Annotated in this window: 15 protein-coding genes; 11 read left to right on the top strand and 4 right to left on the bottom strand. The window is 33.4% G+C overall.

What is annotated here, in order from left to right:
- Positions 1-33: 33 nt before the first annotated feature.
- From EOD40_RS06485 to EOD40_RS06525, 9 genes are all read left to right on the top strand, one after another.
- Positions 34-456, top strand: coding sequence for a hypothetical protein (locus EOD40_RS06485; RefSeq protein ID WP_128194086.1), 423 nt, complete (start codon positions 34-36; stop codon positions 454-456).
- 16 nt (positions 457-472) lie between these two features.
- Positions 473-934, top strand: coding sequence for a sensor of ECF-type sigma factor (locus EOD40_RS06490; protein ID WP_128194087.1), 462 nt, complete (start codon positions 473-475; stop codon positions 932-934).
- 169 nt (positions 935-1103) lie between these two features.
- A complete protein-coding gene (locus EOD40_RS06495; protein ID WP_128194088.1) occupies positions 1104-2540 on the top strand; it encodes a hypothetical protein in 1437 nt (478 codons plus the stop codon).
- A 119-nt stretch (positions 2541-2659) separates the two neighbouring features.
- Complete coding sequence (locus tag EOD40_RS06500; protein WP_128194367.1) at positions 2660-4639, top strand: KUP/HAK/KT family potassium transporter; 1980 nt, start codon at positions 2660-2662, stop codon at positions 4637-4639.
- A gap of 380 nt (positions 4640-5019) precedes the next feature.
- Entirely contained in the window at positions 5020-7158 is a 2139-nt protein-coding gene (locus tag EOD40_RS06505; protein WP_128194089.1) for an ATP-binding protein, read from the top strand.
- 94 nt (positions 7159-7252) lie between these two features.
- On the top strand, positions 7253-7927 hold the full coding sequence (locus EOD40_RS06510; RefSeq protein ID WP_128194090.1) for a TIGR02117 family protein: 675 nt from the start codon (positions 7253-7255) through the stop codon (positions 7925-7927).
- 520 nt (positions 7928-8447) lie between these two features.
- A complete protein-coding gene (locus EOD40_RS06515; protein WP_128194091.1) occupies positions 8448-9110 on the top strand; it encodes a hypothetical protein in 663 nt (220 codons plus the stop codon).
- A 171-nt stretch (positions 9111-9281) separates the two neighbouring features.
- On the top strand, positions 9282-9806 hold the full coding sequence (locus EOD40_RS06520; protein ID WP_128194092.1) for a hypothetical protein: 525 nt from the start codon (positions 9282-9284) through the stop codon (positions 9804-9806).
- Positions 9807-9877: 71 nt separating this feature from the next.
- Positions 9878-10795 (top strand): sugar phosphate isomerase family, encoded by a 918-nt coding sequence (locus tag EOD40_RS06525; protein WP_128194093.1) that lies wholly within the window; start codon positions 9878-9880, stop codon positions 10793-10795.
- A gap of 393 nt (positions 10796-11188) precedes the next feature.
- On the opposite strand, the gene carB is transcribed toward EOD40_RS06525, so the two are convergent.
- Both carB and rpmH read right to left on the bottom strand, forming a co-directional pair.
- The gene (gene carB / locus EOD40_RS06530; RefSeq protein ID WP_128194094.1) at positions 11189-14044 is read right to left on the bottom strand and encodes a carbamoyl-phosphate synthase large subunit; all 2856 of its coding nucleotides are present in this window, start codon (positions 14042-14044) and stop codon (positions 11189-11191) included.
- Positions 14045-14210: 166 nt separating this feature from the next.
- Complete coding sequence (gene rpmH / locus EOD40_RS06535; RefSeq protein ID WP_008464848.1) at positions 14211-14372, bottom strand: 50S ribosomal protein L34; 162 nt, start codon at positions 14370-14372, stop codon at positions 14211-14213.
- A 167-nt stretch (positions 14373-14539) separates the two neighbouring features.
- Here rpmH and EOD40_RS06540 point away from each other — a divergent pair, with 167 nt between their 5' ends.
- Positions 14540-15055 carry a DUF2892 domain-containing protein gene (locus EOD40_RS06540; protein ID WP_128194095.1) on the top strand — a complete coding sequence of 172 codons (516 nt, stop codon included), beginning with the start codon at positions 14540-14542 and terminating at the stop codon, positions 15053-15055.
- 165 nt (positions 15056-15220) lie between these two features.
- Here EOD40_RS06540 and EOD40_RS06545 read toward each other — a convergent pair whose 3' ends face one another.
- Positions 15221-15880: an alpha/beta hydrolase family protein gene (locus EOD40_RS06545; RefSeq protein ID WP_128194096.1), complete on the bottom strand. Its 660-nt coding sequence runs from the start codon at positions 15878-15880 to the stop codon at positions 15221-15223.
- 259 nt (positions 15881-16139) lie between these two features.
- Here EOD40_RS06545 and EOD40_RS06550 point away from each other — a divergent pair, with 259 nt between their 5' ends.
- Entirely contained in the window at positions 16140-16442 is a 303-nt protein-coding gene (locus EOD40_RS06550; protein ID WP_231129589.1) for a GNAT family N-acetyltransferase, read from the top strand.
- A gap of 69 nt (positions 16443-16511) precedes the next feature.
- Here EOD40_RS06550 and EOD40_RS06555 read toward each other — a convergent pair whose 3' ends face one another.
- Positions 16512-18146, bottom strand: a complete 1635-nt coding sequence (locus EOD40_RS06555) for an ABC-F family ATP-binding cassette domain-containing protein (RefSeq protein ID WP_128194097.1) — start codon at positions 18144-18146, stop codon at positions 16512-16514.
- Positions 18147-18242 lie beyond the last annotated feature (96 nt).

Below are 18242 nucleotides of genomic sequence, written 5' to 3' on the forward strand. Positions count from 1 at the left end.
ACCTTTTACATTTCATTTAGTCTAATAGATATCATGAAAGAATTTAAATTAAATACAATCCCTAAAATTGAATCTGGATTCAAAACTCCCGAAGACGATTTTTTTGAAAAGTTTTCAGCGAATCTAATAGAACAATTGCCTAAAAACGAACCAAAAACAATTTCGCTATTCCAGAAAAAGAAAGCAATCATTATGATGGTTGCCGCTATTTTTGTTCTGGCTTTACTTATCCCTTCTATAATTAATAATGCGAGCCGTTCAAACGAATTAGATCCGGTAACTTTAGAAAATTACTTAAGTTATCAGTCTAATATGAATCAATATGATTTAATAAATGTACTGGACGAAGAGGATATTAACGACATCAGCAGTACTACTAATATCGCTTTAGAAGACAAAACTATCGAGGATATTTTAATCAGCAACAACAATTTAGAACATTACATCATAGAATAATATAAAAAAACGGAAGATGAATTTTAGAAAAATCCTAGCCTTACTACTACTATTATTTACTTGTAGCTTTCATGCTCAAGAAAACATAAACGATAAAAAAGAGCAAATCAGAGCTTTAAAAGTAGCTTTTTTAACCACCGAACTTGATTTGAGCTCTCAGGAATCTGAAAAATTCTGGCCACTTTACAATGCTTATGACAATAAACAATTTGAAATAAGACATGAAAAAATGAAAGCCTATAAAAGTAAATTCAGTGATGATGCACTTAGCAAAATGAACGAAAGAGATGCTGCTATGTTACTTTCGCAAATGGAAGCCTCTGAAGAAGAATTATTTTTATTGCGAAAAAAATTCAGTAAAAGTTTGAGAAGCATTTTACCGGCAATAAAAATCATCAAATTAAAAAAAGCTGAAGATGATTTTAATCGAAAATTACTCCAACAATATGGAGACAGAGGTAAAAGAAGAGATAAATAATACAACAGTAAACAGAGCCGTTTCATTTTTTAATGAAACGGCTTTTTTCATTATACTATAAGCTGTTTTTATACGTTTTTAAACTGCATATCACAACTCCAAAAAGCCTCTTTAATTAATTGGCACAGTAATTGGATATCGCAAATTATAATATAAAAAAACAGTCACCATGAAAACTAAAATAATATTTTTAAGCATCATAGCTTCTTTTTTTATCACACAAACAGAAGCTCAAAATAGAACAACGGTAAACGCCATGAGTAACGAAATTAGCGACAATCTCGATTTGAGAGCTGTTGCATCAATTTTTGGAGACTCTAGAAATCTGGAAGATTTTGAAAGACGTTTGAATGACCCTGAACTTCAGATTTCTAATTTAGACTTAAATAATGACGACGAAGTAGATTATTTACGCGTAATAGAAACTGCAGAATACAATACCCACGTAGTTATTATCCAAGCTGTTTTAGGTCGTGATGTATACCAAGATGTGGCAACCATCGATATCGTAAGAGACAACTACAACAGAGTGCAAGTACAATTTGTAGGTAATGAATATATGTATGGTCCTAATTACATATACGAACCGGTATATTATTCTACACCATTAATCTATGCTTCTTTTTGGGTTTCTAATTACCGCCCTTATGTTTCAAGCTGGTACTGGAATTATTATCCATCTTACTACTATGCATGGAATCCATATCCAGTGTTCAGATACAGAAGCAACATTAGTTTGTGCTTAAATTTTCATAACAGCTACAATTATGTAAGCTACAGAAGAAGTAATCTGGCTATTTCCCTATACAACACCAGACGTTCTAATGCTTATGAAAGACGTTATCCAAATTATGCATTTACAAGAAGATACAGTAATTACTCTAATCGTTACGATTTAGATCAAAGAAGAGGTTCTTCTAGATATAGCAACCCAACTGGTAGAAACACAACCGGTAGACAATACAATGCTCCTCAAAGAAGAGAAACACAAAGAGACTATTCTCAAAACAGAGCTAATAATTCTACCTCCAGACAAAATACAGCAAGAGACTATTCTGAAAACAGATCGGCAGCTGACAGACAAAACGCACCATCAAGAAACTACAATCAAAACAATGGAAGCAGTTCCCGAGAAAACAATATTGAAAGAGCACCAGGCAGAGAAAACAATCAAAATAATGCTTACAACTCAAGAGGAGGAAATGTAACTCAAGCAGCTCCAGGCAGAGAAAATAATCAAAACAATGCTTACGGCTCAAGAGGTGGAAATACAACTCAAACAGCTCCAAGCAGAGAATACAATCCAAACAATACTGCTAATAACTCAAGAGAAAACAGCACCCAAAGAGAATCTAATAGAGCGTACAATCAAAATAACGCAGAAAACAACAGACAAAATCAAACACAACAAAGTCCAATAACAAGATCCTATACACCTCGACAAGAAAATAGTCCTCAAAGAGAACAAAACAACAGAGAAAATTATCAAAACAGAGGAAATATGCCAGGATCTGGCGCTCCGGCACAAAGAGCTGAATCTAATAGAAATAACGACAACAGAGGCGAAAACAACAATTCTTCCAGAAATAACAACCGAAGAATATAACAAAATAAAAAGCTATTATTAAAACACGATCAAATGGTCGTGTTTTTTTGTTTTTTTAAAAGCAAATAACTTTTGATTTGCTAAAAATGAGTAAATTTGGTGCCTTTACAAAATTATTCATGAGCGCATCACATAGACATTTACACAGTAAATTTACATTAGGAGGTTTATTAATTACATTAGGGATTATATATGGTGATATCGGAACCTCTCCATTATACGTAATGAAAGCCATATTAGGAGATCACACCATTAATGCCGATGTAGTTTTAGGAGGAATATCTGCTGTATTTTGGACTTTGACTTTACAAACAACCCTTAAATATGTAGTCATCACCTTAAATGCTGACAACCACGGTGAGGGTGGAATTTTTGCTCTATATGCTTTAGTAAAAAAAACAAAGATTAGATGGCTCATTGTTCCCGCTATTATCGGAGGTAGTGCCTTATTAGCTGACGGAATTATTACCCCTCCCGTTTCGGTATCTTCAGCCGTAGAAGGAATTAGAACTTATTATCCTGAAATAAATACCGTCCCTATTGTTATTGGGATTTTGTTTGTTCTCTTCACCATACAGCAATTTGGAACAAAACTGGTTGGTAAATTCTTTGCTCCAATGATGTTTATATGGTTCAGTATGCTTGGAATATTAGGTGCAATCCAAATAGCAAAACACCCTGAAGTTTTTAAAGCTTTTAATCCTTATTATGCTTATCATTTACTAACAATTCATCCGGATGGATTTTTCGTTCTTGGATTTGTCTTTTTATGTACTACGGGAGCTGAAGCATTATATTCAGACATGGGACATTGCGGAAGAAAGAATATCAGAATCAGTTGGATTTTTGTTAAAGCAACTTTAGTACTTAACTATTTTGGACAAGGAGCTTATTTAATTCATAACGAAGGACAAACATTGCAAAGTTTAGGTGGAAAAAACGGAAATCCGTTCTACCTAATTATGGATCATTGGTTTCAGCCATTCGGAATTGTTATCGCTACTTTAGCGGCTGTTATTGCTTCTCAGGCATTAATCAGTGGGTCTTTCACTCTTATCAATGAGGCCATGCGATTGAATTTTTGGCCAAAAGCAAAAATTAAATACCCTACCGAATTACAAGGTCAATTGTATATTCCATCTATAAACTGGTTGTTGTTCTTTGGCTGTGTGGGAATCGTTCTGCACTTTGAAGAATCCAGCAATATGGAACATGCTTATGGTTTAGCCATCATTTTATGCATGATAATGACCACCATTTTACTTAATTTTTATTTGATTATGAAAAGAGTAAAATTGTATTTCATGGTTCCGTTAATTACTATTTACCTATTGATTGAGTTAAGCTTTCTGGCAGCTAATATCACCAAATTTGCCGATGGAGGTTATGTAACTTTAATTATTGCTACCATTTTAATTTGTGTAATGTCTATTTGGTTTACAGCGAAAAAAATTACCAAAAGCTATACTAAAATTGTAAAAGTTCAAGATTATATAAAAGTACTTAGCGAACTAAGTGTTGACTTGAGTATCCCTAAATATGCTACCCATTTAGTATATATGACCAATGCAGGACGAGTTGACGAAATAGAAGAAAAAGTAATGTATTCTATCCTGCAAAAAAGGCCAAAAAGAGCTGACATCTATTGGTTTGTACACGTAAACATCTTAACTGAACCTTATAAAACCGAATATAGAGTAACCGAAATTCTTAAAGACGATCTATATCGCGTTGATTTCAATCTGGGTTTTAGAGAGCCTACAAAAATTAACCTGATGTTTAAGGAAGTAATCAAAGACATGGTTAAAAATGGCGAAGTAGATATTAGAAGCCGTTATGAATCATTAAACAAAAACAACATCATTGGCGACTTTAAATTTGTGCTGTCTGAGAAATTTTTATCAAATGACAACGAATTAAAATGGCATGAAAATATTATTATGAACTCGTATTTCTTTATCAAAAAAATGAGCTTATCCGAGGAAAGTGCTTTTGGATTGGATAGTAGTTCTGTGAAAATAGAAAAATTCCCAATGATACTTCATACCCCTGAAAACATTGACTTAACTCGTTTAGAAGCAAGAGAAATACAAATTTAAAATTTTTAAAAGAGTAATTAAGCTTCAATTTATATATCAAAATCCGTCTCGTTTAAATATTAAGCAGACGGATTTTTTGTTTATAGCTTCAGTCATTTTTAATTGTTCAGACAGCTATTTATTCGATAATTTGTAATAATAAATACTATATATTTGAACAGAGAAAAATCCTTATTGTTTAGCATACATCTTTCCAAAAATTGGAGCGAAGATATAGTAGGAATCTATAATTCCACAATGCTAAAAGGATTTTCATTTTATCATTAGGAAAATACACAGTTTGAAAAATCTTAAGAAGTGGAAAGCAGAGTAAGCACAGCACTTTTAGATTTTATTTCAAAAAAGACATAAAAAAACGTTTAAAATTATCCGTATTTAAGTTGAGAGACAAACTAAAAGAAACAGTAACAGCAAATGTAATAACGTTTTTGCTTTATTACATATTCGCTATTTTAGGAATGAAATTCATCAATCTTCCACCGGGGAATTTAACTGTAATATGGTTACCAGCAGGAATTGCGTTAGGAAGTCTGATGAAATTTGGCCGCAAAGTAATTCCGGCAATTTTTTTGGCGTCATTCTTTTCAAACATACCTTTTTTTATAATTCAAAACGATTTATGGCACACCTTTAAAGGAGTAACCTTAGGAACCTGGATTGCGTCAATAGACACATTACAATCGGTCTTAGGATATGTAGCTTATACCAGAATAATCAAATCTCCCATTTTCTGGAAAACTAAAAATGTCCTGAAATATTACCTTTATATGGTTTTGCTTCCGCCAATTCTCACCACCTGGATAATGGTGCTATCTCCTTACCTTATGGGATATTTTCAGGCTACAACTTCTGAATTATTAATAAAAATTGGTCTGATTACTCTTTCCGATATTTTAGGAATCATATTAGTTGTTCCTTTATTTTATGCTCTAAAAAAAATAAAACCGGTCAATACCAAAGATTTTTTACTCTTTCTTTCCTTCAACCTATTATTGTTATTGAATCTATATTACAGTCTGAGCTACTACCCTCTTCTGATTTATATTTCGATTCCAATTTTAACTTTATTCATTATCCGATTCAAAACCATAGGCTACTCTATTGGTATCATCATTTTTAGTGCCTGCACTATTTATGCAACATCAATCGGAATTGGGCCTTTTTACGAAAGCAAACAATATATTTCATTTATTAATTTATTCATATTTATCATCAGTATTGCCTTGCCGCTATCGTATATTTTTTCACTAATCAATGAACTGACTTACTACAACAATGAGCTAAAAAAGAAAAACAGGAATCTAAAAGAACTTTCTAATAATCTCAATGTAACAATCCAAGAAAGAACCAAAGATTTGATAATTGCTAAAGAAGAAGCCGAAACAGCCAATAAACTAAAATCAACATTTTTGTCGAATATGAGTCACGAAATAAGAACTCCTATAAACGGAATCCTTGGCTTCATTGATATTCTTGATGAAAAAGAAACTGATCAGGAAAAAAGAAACTATTTAGACATTCTAAAAATATCATCCTTGAATTTACTAGGCATCATAAACGATATTTTAGATCTTTCAAAAATAGAATCCGGAAAACACACCATCGTTGAAAACCGGATAAACATCACCGATTTTATCGAAAAATCTTCTAAAAGTTTCAAAGAACAGGCTAAAATTAAGGGTATCGATTTTATTCTTGATTGCGAAAATTGTACTGAAAAAGAAATTATTTCCGATGAAAAAATACTGTCCCAAATTTTGAATAATTTACTTTCGAATGCCATAAAATTTACTGACAAAGGATATGTGAAATTGCAAATCAACACACTCGTCAAAAATAAAATCGAGATTAAAGTTACTGACACCGGCATAGGAATCAACAAAAACAAAAAAAGCAGAATATTTGCCCCCTTTTATCAAGGCGATAATTCCTTGTCTAAAAAATACGGAGGAACAGGTTTAGGCTTACCAATTATAAAAAAATCTGTTGATTTGCTTCACGGTGAAATCAGCGTAAAAACCAAAGAAGAAAAGGGAACAGAATTTATCATCTCTATACCTTATAAGATTTCGGACAAGGTTAAAAATCACAAAAGCAAACCAATAGAAATTATTCAACAGCACAACAATAAACAGCTAAAAATAATATCGGCTGAAGATGTAGAAATCAATCAACTGTTAGTCGAAAAAATACTGAAATCCCAAAACTGGGACGTCAAAAAAGTGTATAATGGCAAAGAGCTATTAGCCGAACTTGAAAACGAAAGCTACAACATTATATTGATGGACATTCAAATGCCGGAAATGGACGGAATTGAAGCTACAAAAATCATAAAAGCGAATCCTAAATTGGCTAATACTCCCATCATAGCATTATCTGCCTACGCTTTTGAAGAAAACATAAAGGAAATAATAGATTCAGGAGTCAATGATTATGTATCAAAACCAATACAAAAAGAGGAATTGATTCGTAAGATAAATACTTGGACAAACCACAACTTTGCGGATGTTTCAATATAAAATTTCAAAAAAATTTTACTTGCCAATCCTCTCTATTAACGTTTAAAATGAACTTTATTTAATTAAATTTGGTAAAATTTCAATCAAAAACAACTTGAAAACCGCATTTAAAATTCTTCTAAAATTAGTCTTATTTCTTTTGGGATTCATTTTACTGTACGTAATAATTGCCTATTTACTTTCAATAATAACAATTGAAAAAGAAGCTGACACAAAACCAGAAGTTGAAATATACATCCTGACAAATGGCGTCCATACCGATATTGTAATGCATACAATAAGCGATCAAATAGATTGGAGCAAACAAATTCAATTTAAAAACACCATAGCTGCCGATTCTACTTATAAGTATATTGCTTTGGGTTGGGGAGATAAAGGATTTTATTTAGAAACTCCTGAATGGTCTGACCTAAAAGCTTCGGTTGCACTTAAGGCCGCTTCCGGATTAGGCACAAGCGCTATCCATGCTACTTATTACAAGCAAATGAAATTGGGCAAAGACTGTAAATCAATGCTAATTAGCAAAGAACAATACCAGCGCTTAATTACTTACATTACCGATAGTTTCCAAAAAGATACTGAGGGTAATTTTATTCCAATAATAACCAACGCTAATTATGGCAAAACCGATGCTTTTTATGAGGCAAACGGAAGTTACAGCATGATAAAAACCTGCAATAGCTGGACTAATAGCGCTTTAAAAGCTTGTGGTCAAAAATGCTGTTTATGGACAGCCACCGATTCCGGAATTTTTTCAAAATACAAATAAAATTAAAAGACATCAAAAATCCTTTTTGTAACAGGGTCGCACGAGTTTTATTTTTGCCACGACCCGAGTGATAGAGAATAGGCGAAGCAATTACACGAAATAATACCATTTAGAATTATTGTTTAGTCCGATAGTTTTTTTGTCACATCGAGCGCAGTCGAGATGCTGCAATAGTTCTCGACTACGCTCGAACTGACAATAGGACTGATTTATATTTCCAATTGGTATAACACAAATATTAATTCTAAAATAAATTGCACAAATTTTTATCTGACTTTGGCAGATTCGTAAAATATTATTTTTGCTTCGGACTCCTTATTTTACCGGACATAACGTAAAAACAGCTACAATAAGCAAAAAGATTAAAATTGTGGCTTGTAAGATTTAATTTCTATATTTGAAAAAAGAATAAAACGAAATAAAACTTCGCCAATCTACCCGATTTTGGATGTATATACGAAGCTTTGCTTCGGATATAAAAGAGTTATGTGTAACCTTAAAAGACAAATCCTAACAAAAAATGGTATCATATAGTGACAAGGAATATATAGAATCAAAAGCTATCAAGAAAGGTCTTAAAAAATTAGACTCTCCATTTTCTGACCTTGCCAATTGGATAAATGATAATTTTGGAGTGAAGCCATTAAATATTGTTTATGACATTCTTGAACATAATAAACAACCTAGACTTCAAGTAATTTTTGAAAAGTACAAAGACAATATATCATTTAAAACAGAAAACAGTTTATTCCAAAACCCTGATAGGCAACTAATGATTCAAAATGCATTTAGAGATTTGATTCATAACCATAGTGAATTTACTGCAGACAATTTATATGTTATTTTCAGTTCATTTGAGCCAATTGCGAAAGAAGAAGCAAATGGAAAAATAAATAATCAAAAGCTATACAAGCTAAAAGAAAACTTAAAAGAACAACAAATTTGGGAAATCAAAAGAAATTTCTCAACAGGAATTTTCTTTTTCTTTACCAACGAACAACTTGAAAAAAACGACAATAATGAGACTAAAAACAAGTTTAAAAGTGAGTATTTAAAACTAATAAAAGAATGTGACGAATTTGATTATATAAACGACTCAACCTTTTCTATTAAACTTGACAGCAAAGAAAATTTTGATAAGAACTACCAAAGTAATTGGTTCTATTATTACAAAGACAATTAAAACAATAAAAAGGCTACACATAACAGCTCTACAACGGATTTGGGTAATAGACTTAATGGAAAGATAATTTTATTTGAAATGATTTTGCAAATCCGAAAATAGGGTTTAATTAGTCCCAAACCCGCTGTAGTACCAGAACATTATATGGCATTTTAAAGACTGACACCACCAATGATAATTCAAGCAGAAATAATAAGTCAACCATATTCCGGAGAATATACCGAAAGAATTTACGATAACGAAAGCGCGTGGAATTCTCAGAGTTGGGCTTTTATAAAGTTTGTCGAGGAAGATTATTATGAGTGGTGCGGACAATTTCGTGGTTTTCCTAAACAAGTTGCTATCTCGACACCTAAAAAGATTGTTCTAGTCTTGACTTCTGACTATTTATATCAACTTGACATAGAAACAGGAAACTTAACAGAATTGGAAGACCAACCTCAATATCAAAATTTGACAGTAGCACCAAATGGAGATTTTATTCTCGCGGACTATTACAACTTTGAAAAAGTTACGACAAACATAAAACAGAAAATTTCAATTGAAAGTTCAATACAAATGGATATGATTGAGTTTAAAAATTGGCAGAAATCAAAGCTTGAATTTACGTGCGATGAATTCGTAAATTGGGACAGACATTTGACAATGACTTATGATAGTGAAACAAACAAGATTGAGATAAAAAACGCTACATAACAGCCCCCATTCTACCAGAGGGAAATTAAAAAAGCACTTGAAAATAAAAAATCAGAATAAATAATAATACAATGACAATCAACTCAAAATTTACGAGATACGAAGACAACAATAATATATGGTTGTCTAAGAATGGCGAACAGGAATTTAATTTTACTGATCATGGCATCACTCCTAATGTTCTTAGTAGTGAAGCTGAAATTGGTCAGGCAATGCTAAATGAGCTTTACAGCACTGCAAAATCAAAAGAAGGTGATATTAATATTGCCCTTCTTGGAGGTAGAGGTGCTCAGGAATTACATCGTTTGCTGGGAGAGTTAGCTAAGTCATCACAACAGGACGAGCTGCTTGCCAGATTAAATGTTTTTACCCAGGATGCGCTTGCGCCTTTGAGCATGGATAACAGTTTTAGTTTTGTCAGGGATTTTGAACGTATTTTAGGTGATGCTTTTTTCAAAAAAATAAAAAGCTTTACACCAATGCGAACAGATACCAAAGATATAGAGTCGGCACTTATAGCGTATTTGACAAAATTGGAAGAATTAGGAGGTTTGGATATCTTTTTTATTGGTCACGGCCCGGAAGAAAATGAGGCATCACACCTGGCTTATATTAAACCTTTCTCCGGAGCACAAAGCCATCATATTGCAGGGATCATCCCAATATCCAGCACTATTTTAGAGCACCATATTAGCAAATTTAAAGCTGGTGGAAGCCTTGTGAATGAAAGTGATGAAAAGGAATGTAGATCTGCTGAGTACATTCTCACCTTAGGACCAGCTGCGATATTACAAGCCAAAAAGATTGTTCAATCAGTAGTAGATGCCGATTCAGCTCCTGCTAAAATTAAAACTTACGCAAACGTACTTAACACCCAGCTGAGTTCAAATAAAGAGGAAGCAGTACTGCAATTAAACACAAATCCAGGATTATGGATACGATTACATCCCAATACTAAATCTTTTGTTTTGCCTAATTTAGGTTTGTAATATAGGAGATTTTAAAAACACTTCGTTCCGATAGTTATCGGAATGAAGCAATGACATACCAGGCGGTTTAAGTCATTGCGAGCGATAGCGACGCAATCACACTAAAACATTCCTTATAACACGGATTTGTAATTTTACCAAGTTACTGAATGAGATTGCTTCGTTCCTCGCAATGACAAAATTGACTGCGATTTTACTATGAAAAACAATCGCACTATCTAGCCCTGATGGAAGCGGCATCCTTGTGGAGGCAGGCTTTATGGCGACACAAGATATAGCGAACAGCAGGAACTTAGTTTCTTAAATAGATTGAATGTCTGCTCCAAAAATTTAAAACAAAAAAAATAGGCTGTCTTTTGTAGGACAGCCTATTTTTATATTCAGAATCTGAGATTATTTACTCAAATACATTTTTCTTCTTGAGTATAATTCGTAGAATTGATCGTCTTTTAAGTCATCAACAAACAAGATGCTTTCTCCTGTTGATTTCATTTCAGGTCCTAAAGCTTTGTTTACGTTAGGGAACTTACTGAAAGAGAAAACTGGTTGTTTAATTGCAAATCCGTTCAATTGAGGATTGAAATCAAAATCAGTTACTTTATTGTGTCCTAACATTACTTTAGTAGCATAGTTTACATAAGGCTCACCGTATGCTTTTGCAATAAACGGAACCGTACGCGAAGCTCTTGGATTCGCCTCAATAATATAAACTGTATCGTCTTTGATAGCAAATTGAATGTTGATTAAACCAACTGTTTTCAAAGCTACAGCAATTTTTTGTGTATGATCTTTAATTTGTTGCATTACAAACTCTCCTAAGTTAAAAGGAGGCAATGTAGCATTAGAATCTCCAGAGTGCACTCCACATGGCTCAATATGCTCCATAATTCCGATGATATATACATTACCATCAGCATCACAAATAGCATCTGCCTCTGCTTCAATCGCACCATCAAGATAGTGGTCTAACAGTAATTTGTTTCCTGGGATTGTTTTCAACAAGTTCACAACATGCTCTTCTAATTCCTGCTTGTTGATTACAATTTTCATCCCCTGACCTCCTAATACATAAGAAGGACGAATCAATAATGGGAAATCCAATTGATCTGCTAAAGCTGAAGCTTCGTCAGCTGTTTCAGCAATTCCGAATTTAGGGAAAGGAATCTTCAATTCAGTCAATAAATCAGAGAAACGACCTCTGTCTTCGGCTAGATCCAGTGCATCAAAACTAGTTCCGATGATTTTCACTCCGTATTTAGATAGTTTCTCTGCTAATTTAAGAGCTGTTTGACCACCTAACTGAACGATAACACCTTCCGGTTTTTCATGTTGGATAATATCATAAATATGTTCCCAGAATACTGGTTCGAAGTATAATTTATCAGCTGTATCAAAATCGGTAGAAACCGTTTCAGGATTACAGTTAATCATGATAGTTTCGTAACCACATTCTTTAGAAGCCAAAACTCCGTGTACACAAGAATAATCAAACTCGATTCCTTGTCCAATTCTGTTTGGTCCTGAACCTAAAACAATGATTTTCTTTTTCTCAGTAACAATACTTTCGTTGTCTACATAACGTGTTCCATCAGCTTTTTCAATTTCTGCTTCGAAAGTTGAATAGTAATATGGTGTTTTAGCTTTAAACTCAGCCGCACAAGTATCAACCAATTTAAACACACGGTTAATATTCATTTCCATACGCAAAGCATGAACCTGGCTTTCCATACAACCCATCATGTGAGCAATTTGTCTGTCGGCAAAACCTTTTTGTTTAGCCTCTAACAAGAACTCTTTAGGTAAAGTATCTACAGTATATTTAGAGATTTCTTTCTCAAGTGTATGTAATTCTTCGTATTGTTTCAAGAACCACATGTCGATTTTTGTAATTTCGTGGATACGGCTCAATGGAATTCCCATAGCAATCGCATCATAAATTACAAACACACGATCCCAACTTGCATATGTTAATTTCTCGATAATTTGCTCGTAATTAGTATATCCTTTACCGTCAGCACCAAGACCATTACGTTTGATTTCTAATGACTGAGTGGCTTTGTGTAAGGCTTCCTGGAACGAACGACCAATTCCCATTACTTCACCTACTGATTTCATTTGAAGACCTAAAGTTCTGTCAGCACCTTCAAATTTATCAAAGTTCCAACGAGGAATTTTAACGATTACATAATCTAAAGTCGGTTCAAAAAGAGCCGAAGTTGATTTTGTAATTTGATTTTGTAATTCATCCAAGTTGTATCCTAAAGCTAATTTTGAAGCAATTTTAGCAATTGGATAACCTGTAGCTTTAGATGCCAATGCAGAAGAACGGGATACACGAGGATTAATTTCAATGGCAACGATATCTTCTTTTTCATCTGGTGAAACCGCAAACTGTACGTTACATCCTCCGGCAAAATTACCAATACTACGCATCATCAGGATAGCGTAATCACGTAATTTCTGGAAAGTAGTATCCGATAACGTCATAGCCGGAGCCACTGTAATCGAATCTCCAGTGTGGATTCCCATTGGGTCCATATTTTCGATAGAACAGATAATAACAACATTATCATTCTTATCTCTTAAAAGTTCTAATTCGTATTCTTTCCATCCCATCAAAGCTTTATCAATCAAAACTTCGTGAATTGGAGAAGCTTCAAGACCAGCAGTTAATAATTTATCAAAATCTTCCGGTTTGTAAACTATAGCTGCTCCGGTTCCTCCCAGTGTAAACGATGGACGAATTACTAATGGGAAACCAAATTCCTGAGCAATTTCTTTTCCTCTTAAATAAGAAGTACAAATTTCAGCAGGAGCCGTTGGTACATTTATTCTTTTAAGTAAGTCTTTAAATTGATCTCTGTCTTCAGTAATATTAATTGCATTAACATCAACCCCTATCAATCGTACTCCAAAATCATCCCAAATTCCTTTTTCTTCTGCCTCTAAACACAAGTTCAAAGCTGTTTGTCCTCCCATTGTAGGCAACACAGCATCAATTTGTGGATGCTCTTTTAAGATTTCGATAATCGATTTTGTTGTTAAAGGCTTCAAATAAATATGATCCGCCATAGAAGGGTCGGTCATAATTGTAGCAGGGTTCGAATTGATAAGAATAACCTCGATTCCTTCTTCACGAATAGATCGTGCTGATTGTGATCCTGCGTAATCAAATTCGCAAGCTTGACCAATAACAATAGGACCTGAACCTATAATTAAAACTGATTTTATGGAAGTGTCTTTTGGCATTATATTGTAATTATTGTTTTATTGAAGTAATCTCTTTTATTCAATTTTTAAGATTAAAAATGATGCAACTCATTATAAATCTTAAGTTTGATGTCATTTTAACGACAAGATATAAAAAAAGGCGGTACTAAAAAAAGTAACGCCCTTATGTATGCTTATACAAACATTATTTTTTGTGTCTAGGCTCGCTAGAAACAGTTAATTTATGTCTTCCTTTAGCTCTTCTACGCGCAAGAACTTTTCTTCCATTAGCAGAAGCCATTCTGTCCATAAATCCGTGTTTATTTCTTCTTTTTCTTTTCGATGGTTGAAACGTTCTTTTGCTCATTGCTTTGTATCTTTAAAACTTATTTATATGTATCTTTTATTTTTCGAATAATGGTTATTCTAAAACCGAGTGCAAATATACAAAGACTTTTTTTTCTAGCAAGAAGTTTTATAAAAATATTTTTAATTCCTTTTACTATCTTTGCAAGCACAAATTATATACCCATCATGTTAAACAAGAATATCAAACTTATTATCGCTGGACTTATCGTAATTACTAGCATTTGGCAATTTACAGAGAACAATATTGGAAACGGAATCTTCTTACTATTACTTACTGCAATTCCTATTTTTCTTTATTATAGAAACGAATTTATCTTATTGGCTTTCTTAAAACTAAGAAAACAAGATTTTGAGGGTGCTCAAAAATGGCTTTCGTACATTAAAAACCCGGAATCAGCCTTAATAAGAAAACAACAAGGTTACTTTAATTACCTTCACGGAATTATGCTTTCACAAACAAATATCAATCAATCTGAGAAATATTTCAAGAAAGCTATCGAACTGGGATTATCTATGGATATGGATTTGGCTGTAGCCAAATTAAATTTAGCAGGAATTGCTTTGTCTCGCCGTAGAAAACTAGAAGCAACTAATTTGATTAGCGAAGTTAAAAAGCTTGACAAGCAAAATATGCTGAAAGATCAAATCACAATGATGAAAGAACAAATGAAGAAAATCTAACGATTTTTAAATTCCATCCCGATAACTATCGGGATTAAAATCCCAAATTCCTCCTGAAAGCTTTCGGGATTGGAATCTGGGATTTTTTTTATTGCAAGAAAAGGCAATTCAATTATCTCCTTTAAAAATTTGGAATTTGGAATTTTGTTATTGGAATTTTTAAAATTACTCTCCCAGAATAATATCAGCCAAATTAGCATTAAACCACCTGTGCTTAGTAAAAATCATCACATGAGTCCCTCCTTTTAACACAATACATTTTTCTATATTCTTAATAGGAAACATCCAGTCTCTATCACCGTGAATGTGAATCACGCGCTCATCGGCCACCGAACGATTCCAATGTACCACTTTCTCAACCGCCCAATTCAAATACCCAATATCCCGAACCGATAAAAAAGTATCATACAATTTCATCCTATGCGAGAATTTCTCTCCAAATACAAATTGTGCCAACTTCCCAAAATGCAATATCAAACGCATTGGAATCAACTTATACACCAATGTTTTTCTTGCAAACCTGATTCGTCCAGGAAACTCCTGATTAGTTTTCACACTCGAAATAATAATCAGCTTCCTAACAGCAATATGCTTCGCCATTTCCTGAACCACAATCCCCCCAAAAGAAACTCCTATTAAAACCGGATTTTCATTTTTTATATGTAATGTCATTCGCCTGGCATAATCCTCTAAAGATTCTTTGGGTCTGGGAATTTCCCATTCTAAATAATGAACTTCAAAAAGAGTATCATCAAGCTTAATCCTTTCAAAAATCAAAGGATTTGCCGCTAATCCGGGCATAAAATAAACTGGAATCTTACTCATAATTTCATATTGCTTAAAAAACTAATTTAAAGTTTTTTATACAGCACACCTAATTTTACAAACAAGAAAACTACTGCTTCTTCATTTAGCAACAAAATGAAACACCAAAACAATTTGATTTTGATTATCAAATACCTAACTTTGCACTCCCAAAATCTATTCTAAAAATCACTACCAAATGGTTCGTTTATAAAAATTGAGTATTCCTAAAAAAATACCCAAGCCTAATCCTTTTAGCCTAAATTTAAAAATAAAAGTTATGGAACCAATTACAACAATAGAAGTCAAAGACAACAGTTTTGCAAGACAATTTGAAACCACAACAGCAGAAGGACTTATTACCATTGAATATTCTCTCCAGGAAAGAAAAATATTCCTAACCAGAATAAATACTCCCGAAGAATCCAAAAACGAAGAATTTATCGATAACCTAATCAAAACTATCTTGGATAACGCCATCGAACAACGACTCAAAATAGTCCCTACCTACCCAAGAATAGTTCAGTTTTTCAAAAAAAATCCTTCTTATAAAGAATTACTTCCTCCCGGAATAAGAATTTAATTTCCAGATAATACCCAACAAAAAAGGCACGAGAATCAACTCATGCCTTTATAAACTTATTTCAAAAAATTATTTTTCTATTTCTTTCATACTATCCATTTTCTTGTGCACCAAGAAACCGGTAATATCTTCAAAATGCTCCACTACTCTTTTGTTTCCAAATTCAAAAACCTTAGTTGCTAAACCATCCAAGAAATCACGATCATGAGAAACCAAGATTAAAGTTCCATCAAAATCACGCAACGCATCTTTAATGATATCTTTAGTTTTCATATCCAGGTGATTCGAAGGCTCATCCAGAATCAACAAATTCACCGGTTCCAACAATAACTTAATCATTGCCAAACGCGTTTTTTCTCCTCCTGAAAGCACTTTTACTTTTTTAGTAATATCATCACCCTGAAACATGAATGCCCCCAAAATATTCTTGATTTGCGTTCTGATATCACCCACAGCAATAGCATCAATGGTTTCAAAAATTGTAGCATTTTCATCTAATAATGACGCTTGATTTTGAGCAAAATACCCAATTTGAGCATTATGACCAATTTCCACGCTTCCACCATCAATTCCAATTTCTTTCATGATGGCTTTAATCATAGTTGATTTACCTTCACCATTCTTACCCACAAAAGCTACTTTTTGACCTCTTTCGATAACAATATTAGCATCTTTAAAAACCACATGATCTCCGTAAGCTTTTTCCAAATCCTTAACCACAACCGGATATTGCCCCGAACGGGCAGCTGGTGGAAATTTCAACTTCAAAGCCGAATTATCAACTTCATCAACCTGAACAATAACCAACTTCTCTAACATCTTCACACGCGACTGAACCGCATCCGTTTTAGAAAAAGTCCCTTTAAAACGATCTATAAAAGCACGATTATCAGCAATCATCTTTTGTTGTTCATCGTATGCTTTTTGCTGGTGAACCCTACGGTCTTTACGCAATTCTAAATAATGAGAATATTTGGCTTTATAATCGTAAATTCTTCCCATCGTAACCTCAATAGTACGATTGGTAATATTATCAACAAAAGCTCTATCGTGAGAAATTACAACAACCGCCTTAGCCGAATTAATCAAGAAATCCTCTAACCATTGAATACTTTCAATATCCATGTGGTTTGTAGGCTCATCCAGCAAAATCAAATCTGGTTTACGCAATAAGATTTTAGCCAATTCGATTCGCATTCTCCATCCTCCGGAAAACTCAGATGTTTGACGTGAAAAATCCTCACTAACAAACCCCAATCCTTTCAAGATTTTTTCTACTTCTGCTTCGTAATTAACCTCTTCGATAGCATAAAATTTCTCGCTTAAATCCGAAACTCTTTCGATTAATTTCATGTACTCATCACTTTCATAATCGGTACGAACAGTTAATTGCTCATTGATTTCATCAATCTCTGATTTCATAGCAAAATATTCCGAAAAAGCTTTAGACGCTTCTTCCATCACCGTTGCCCCATCAGTAGTCAATAAATGTTGCGGCAAATAAGCCACCACCGCATCTTTAGGAGCCGAAACATTTCCCGTTGAAGGCTTGCTGTTTCCTGCAATAATTTTTAGTAAAGTTGATTTTCCCGCACCATTTTTACCCATAAGGGCAATTTTATCATTCTCATTAATAGCAAAAGAAACATCACTAAAAAGAGTCGTTCCACCAAACTGAACCGATATATCGTTAATTGTAATCATTTTTATTAGGTAATTAGATTTTTCGATTTTAAAATTATTAGAAAATCGATTTTTTGAAGGTGCAAAGATAGATTAATTAAGCAATTAGACAATTGT

Source organism: Flavobacterium sufflavum, assembly GCF_004016525.1.
In the GTDB taxonomy this organism is placed as follows: Bacteria; Bacteroidota; Bacteroidia; order Flavobacteriales; family Flavobacteriaceae; genus Flavobacterium; species Flavobacterium sufflavum.

Coding starts and splice junctions, on each gene's coding strand:
- EOD40_RS06545 (WP_128194096.1), bottom strand. CDS start 15,880: ATGAGTAAGATTCCAGTTTATTTTATGCCCGGATTAGCGGCAAATCCT.
- EOD40_RS06550 (WP_231129589.1), top strand. CDS start 16,140: ATGGAACCAATTACAACAATAGAAGTCAAAGACAACAGTTTTGCAAGA.
- EOD40_RS06515 (WP_128194091.1), top strand. CDS start 8,448: ATGGTATCATATAGTGACAAGGAATATATAGAATCAAAAGCTATCAAG.
- EOD40_RS06485 (WP_128194086.1), top strand. CDS start 34: ATGAAAGAATTTAAATTAAATACAATCCCTAAAATTGAATCTGGATTC.
- carB (WP_128194094.1), bottom strand. CDS start 14,044: ATGCCAAAAGACACTTCCATAAAATCAGTTTTAATTATAGGTTCAGGT.
- EOD40_RS06540 (WP_128194095.1), top strand. CDS start 14,540: ATGTTAAACAAGAATATCAAACTTATTATCGCTGGACTTATCGTAATT.
- EOD40_RS06555 (WP_128194097.1), bottom strand. CDS start 18,146: ATGATTACAATTAACGATATATCGGTTCAGTTTGGTGGAACGACTCTT.
- EOD40_RS06500 (WP_128194367.1), top strand. CDS start 2,660: ATGAGCGCATCACATAGACATTTACACAGTAAATTTACATTAGGAGGT.
- EOD40_RS06525 (WP_128194093.1), top strand. CDS start 9,878: ATGACAATCAACTCAAAATTTACGAGATACGAAGACAACAATAATATA.
- rpmH (WP_008464848.1), bottom strand. CDS start 14,372: ATGAGCAAAAGAACGTTTCAACCATCGAAAAGAAAAAGAAGAAATAAA.
- EOD40_RS06520 (WP_128194092.1), top strand. CDS start 9,282: ATGATAATTCAAGCAGAAATAATAAGTCAACCATATTCCGGAGAATAT.
- EOD40_RS06495 (WP_128194088.1), top strand. CDS start 1,104: ATGAAAACTAAAATAATATTTTTAAGCATCATAGCTTCTTTTTTTATC.
- EOD40_RS06490 (WP_128194087.1), top strand. CDS start 473: ATGAATTTTAGAAAAATCCTAGCCTTACTACTACTATTATTTACTTGT.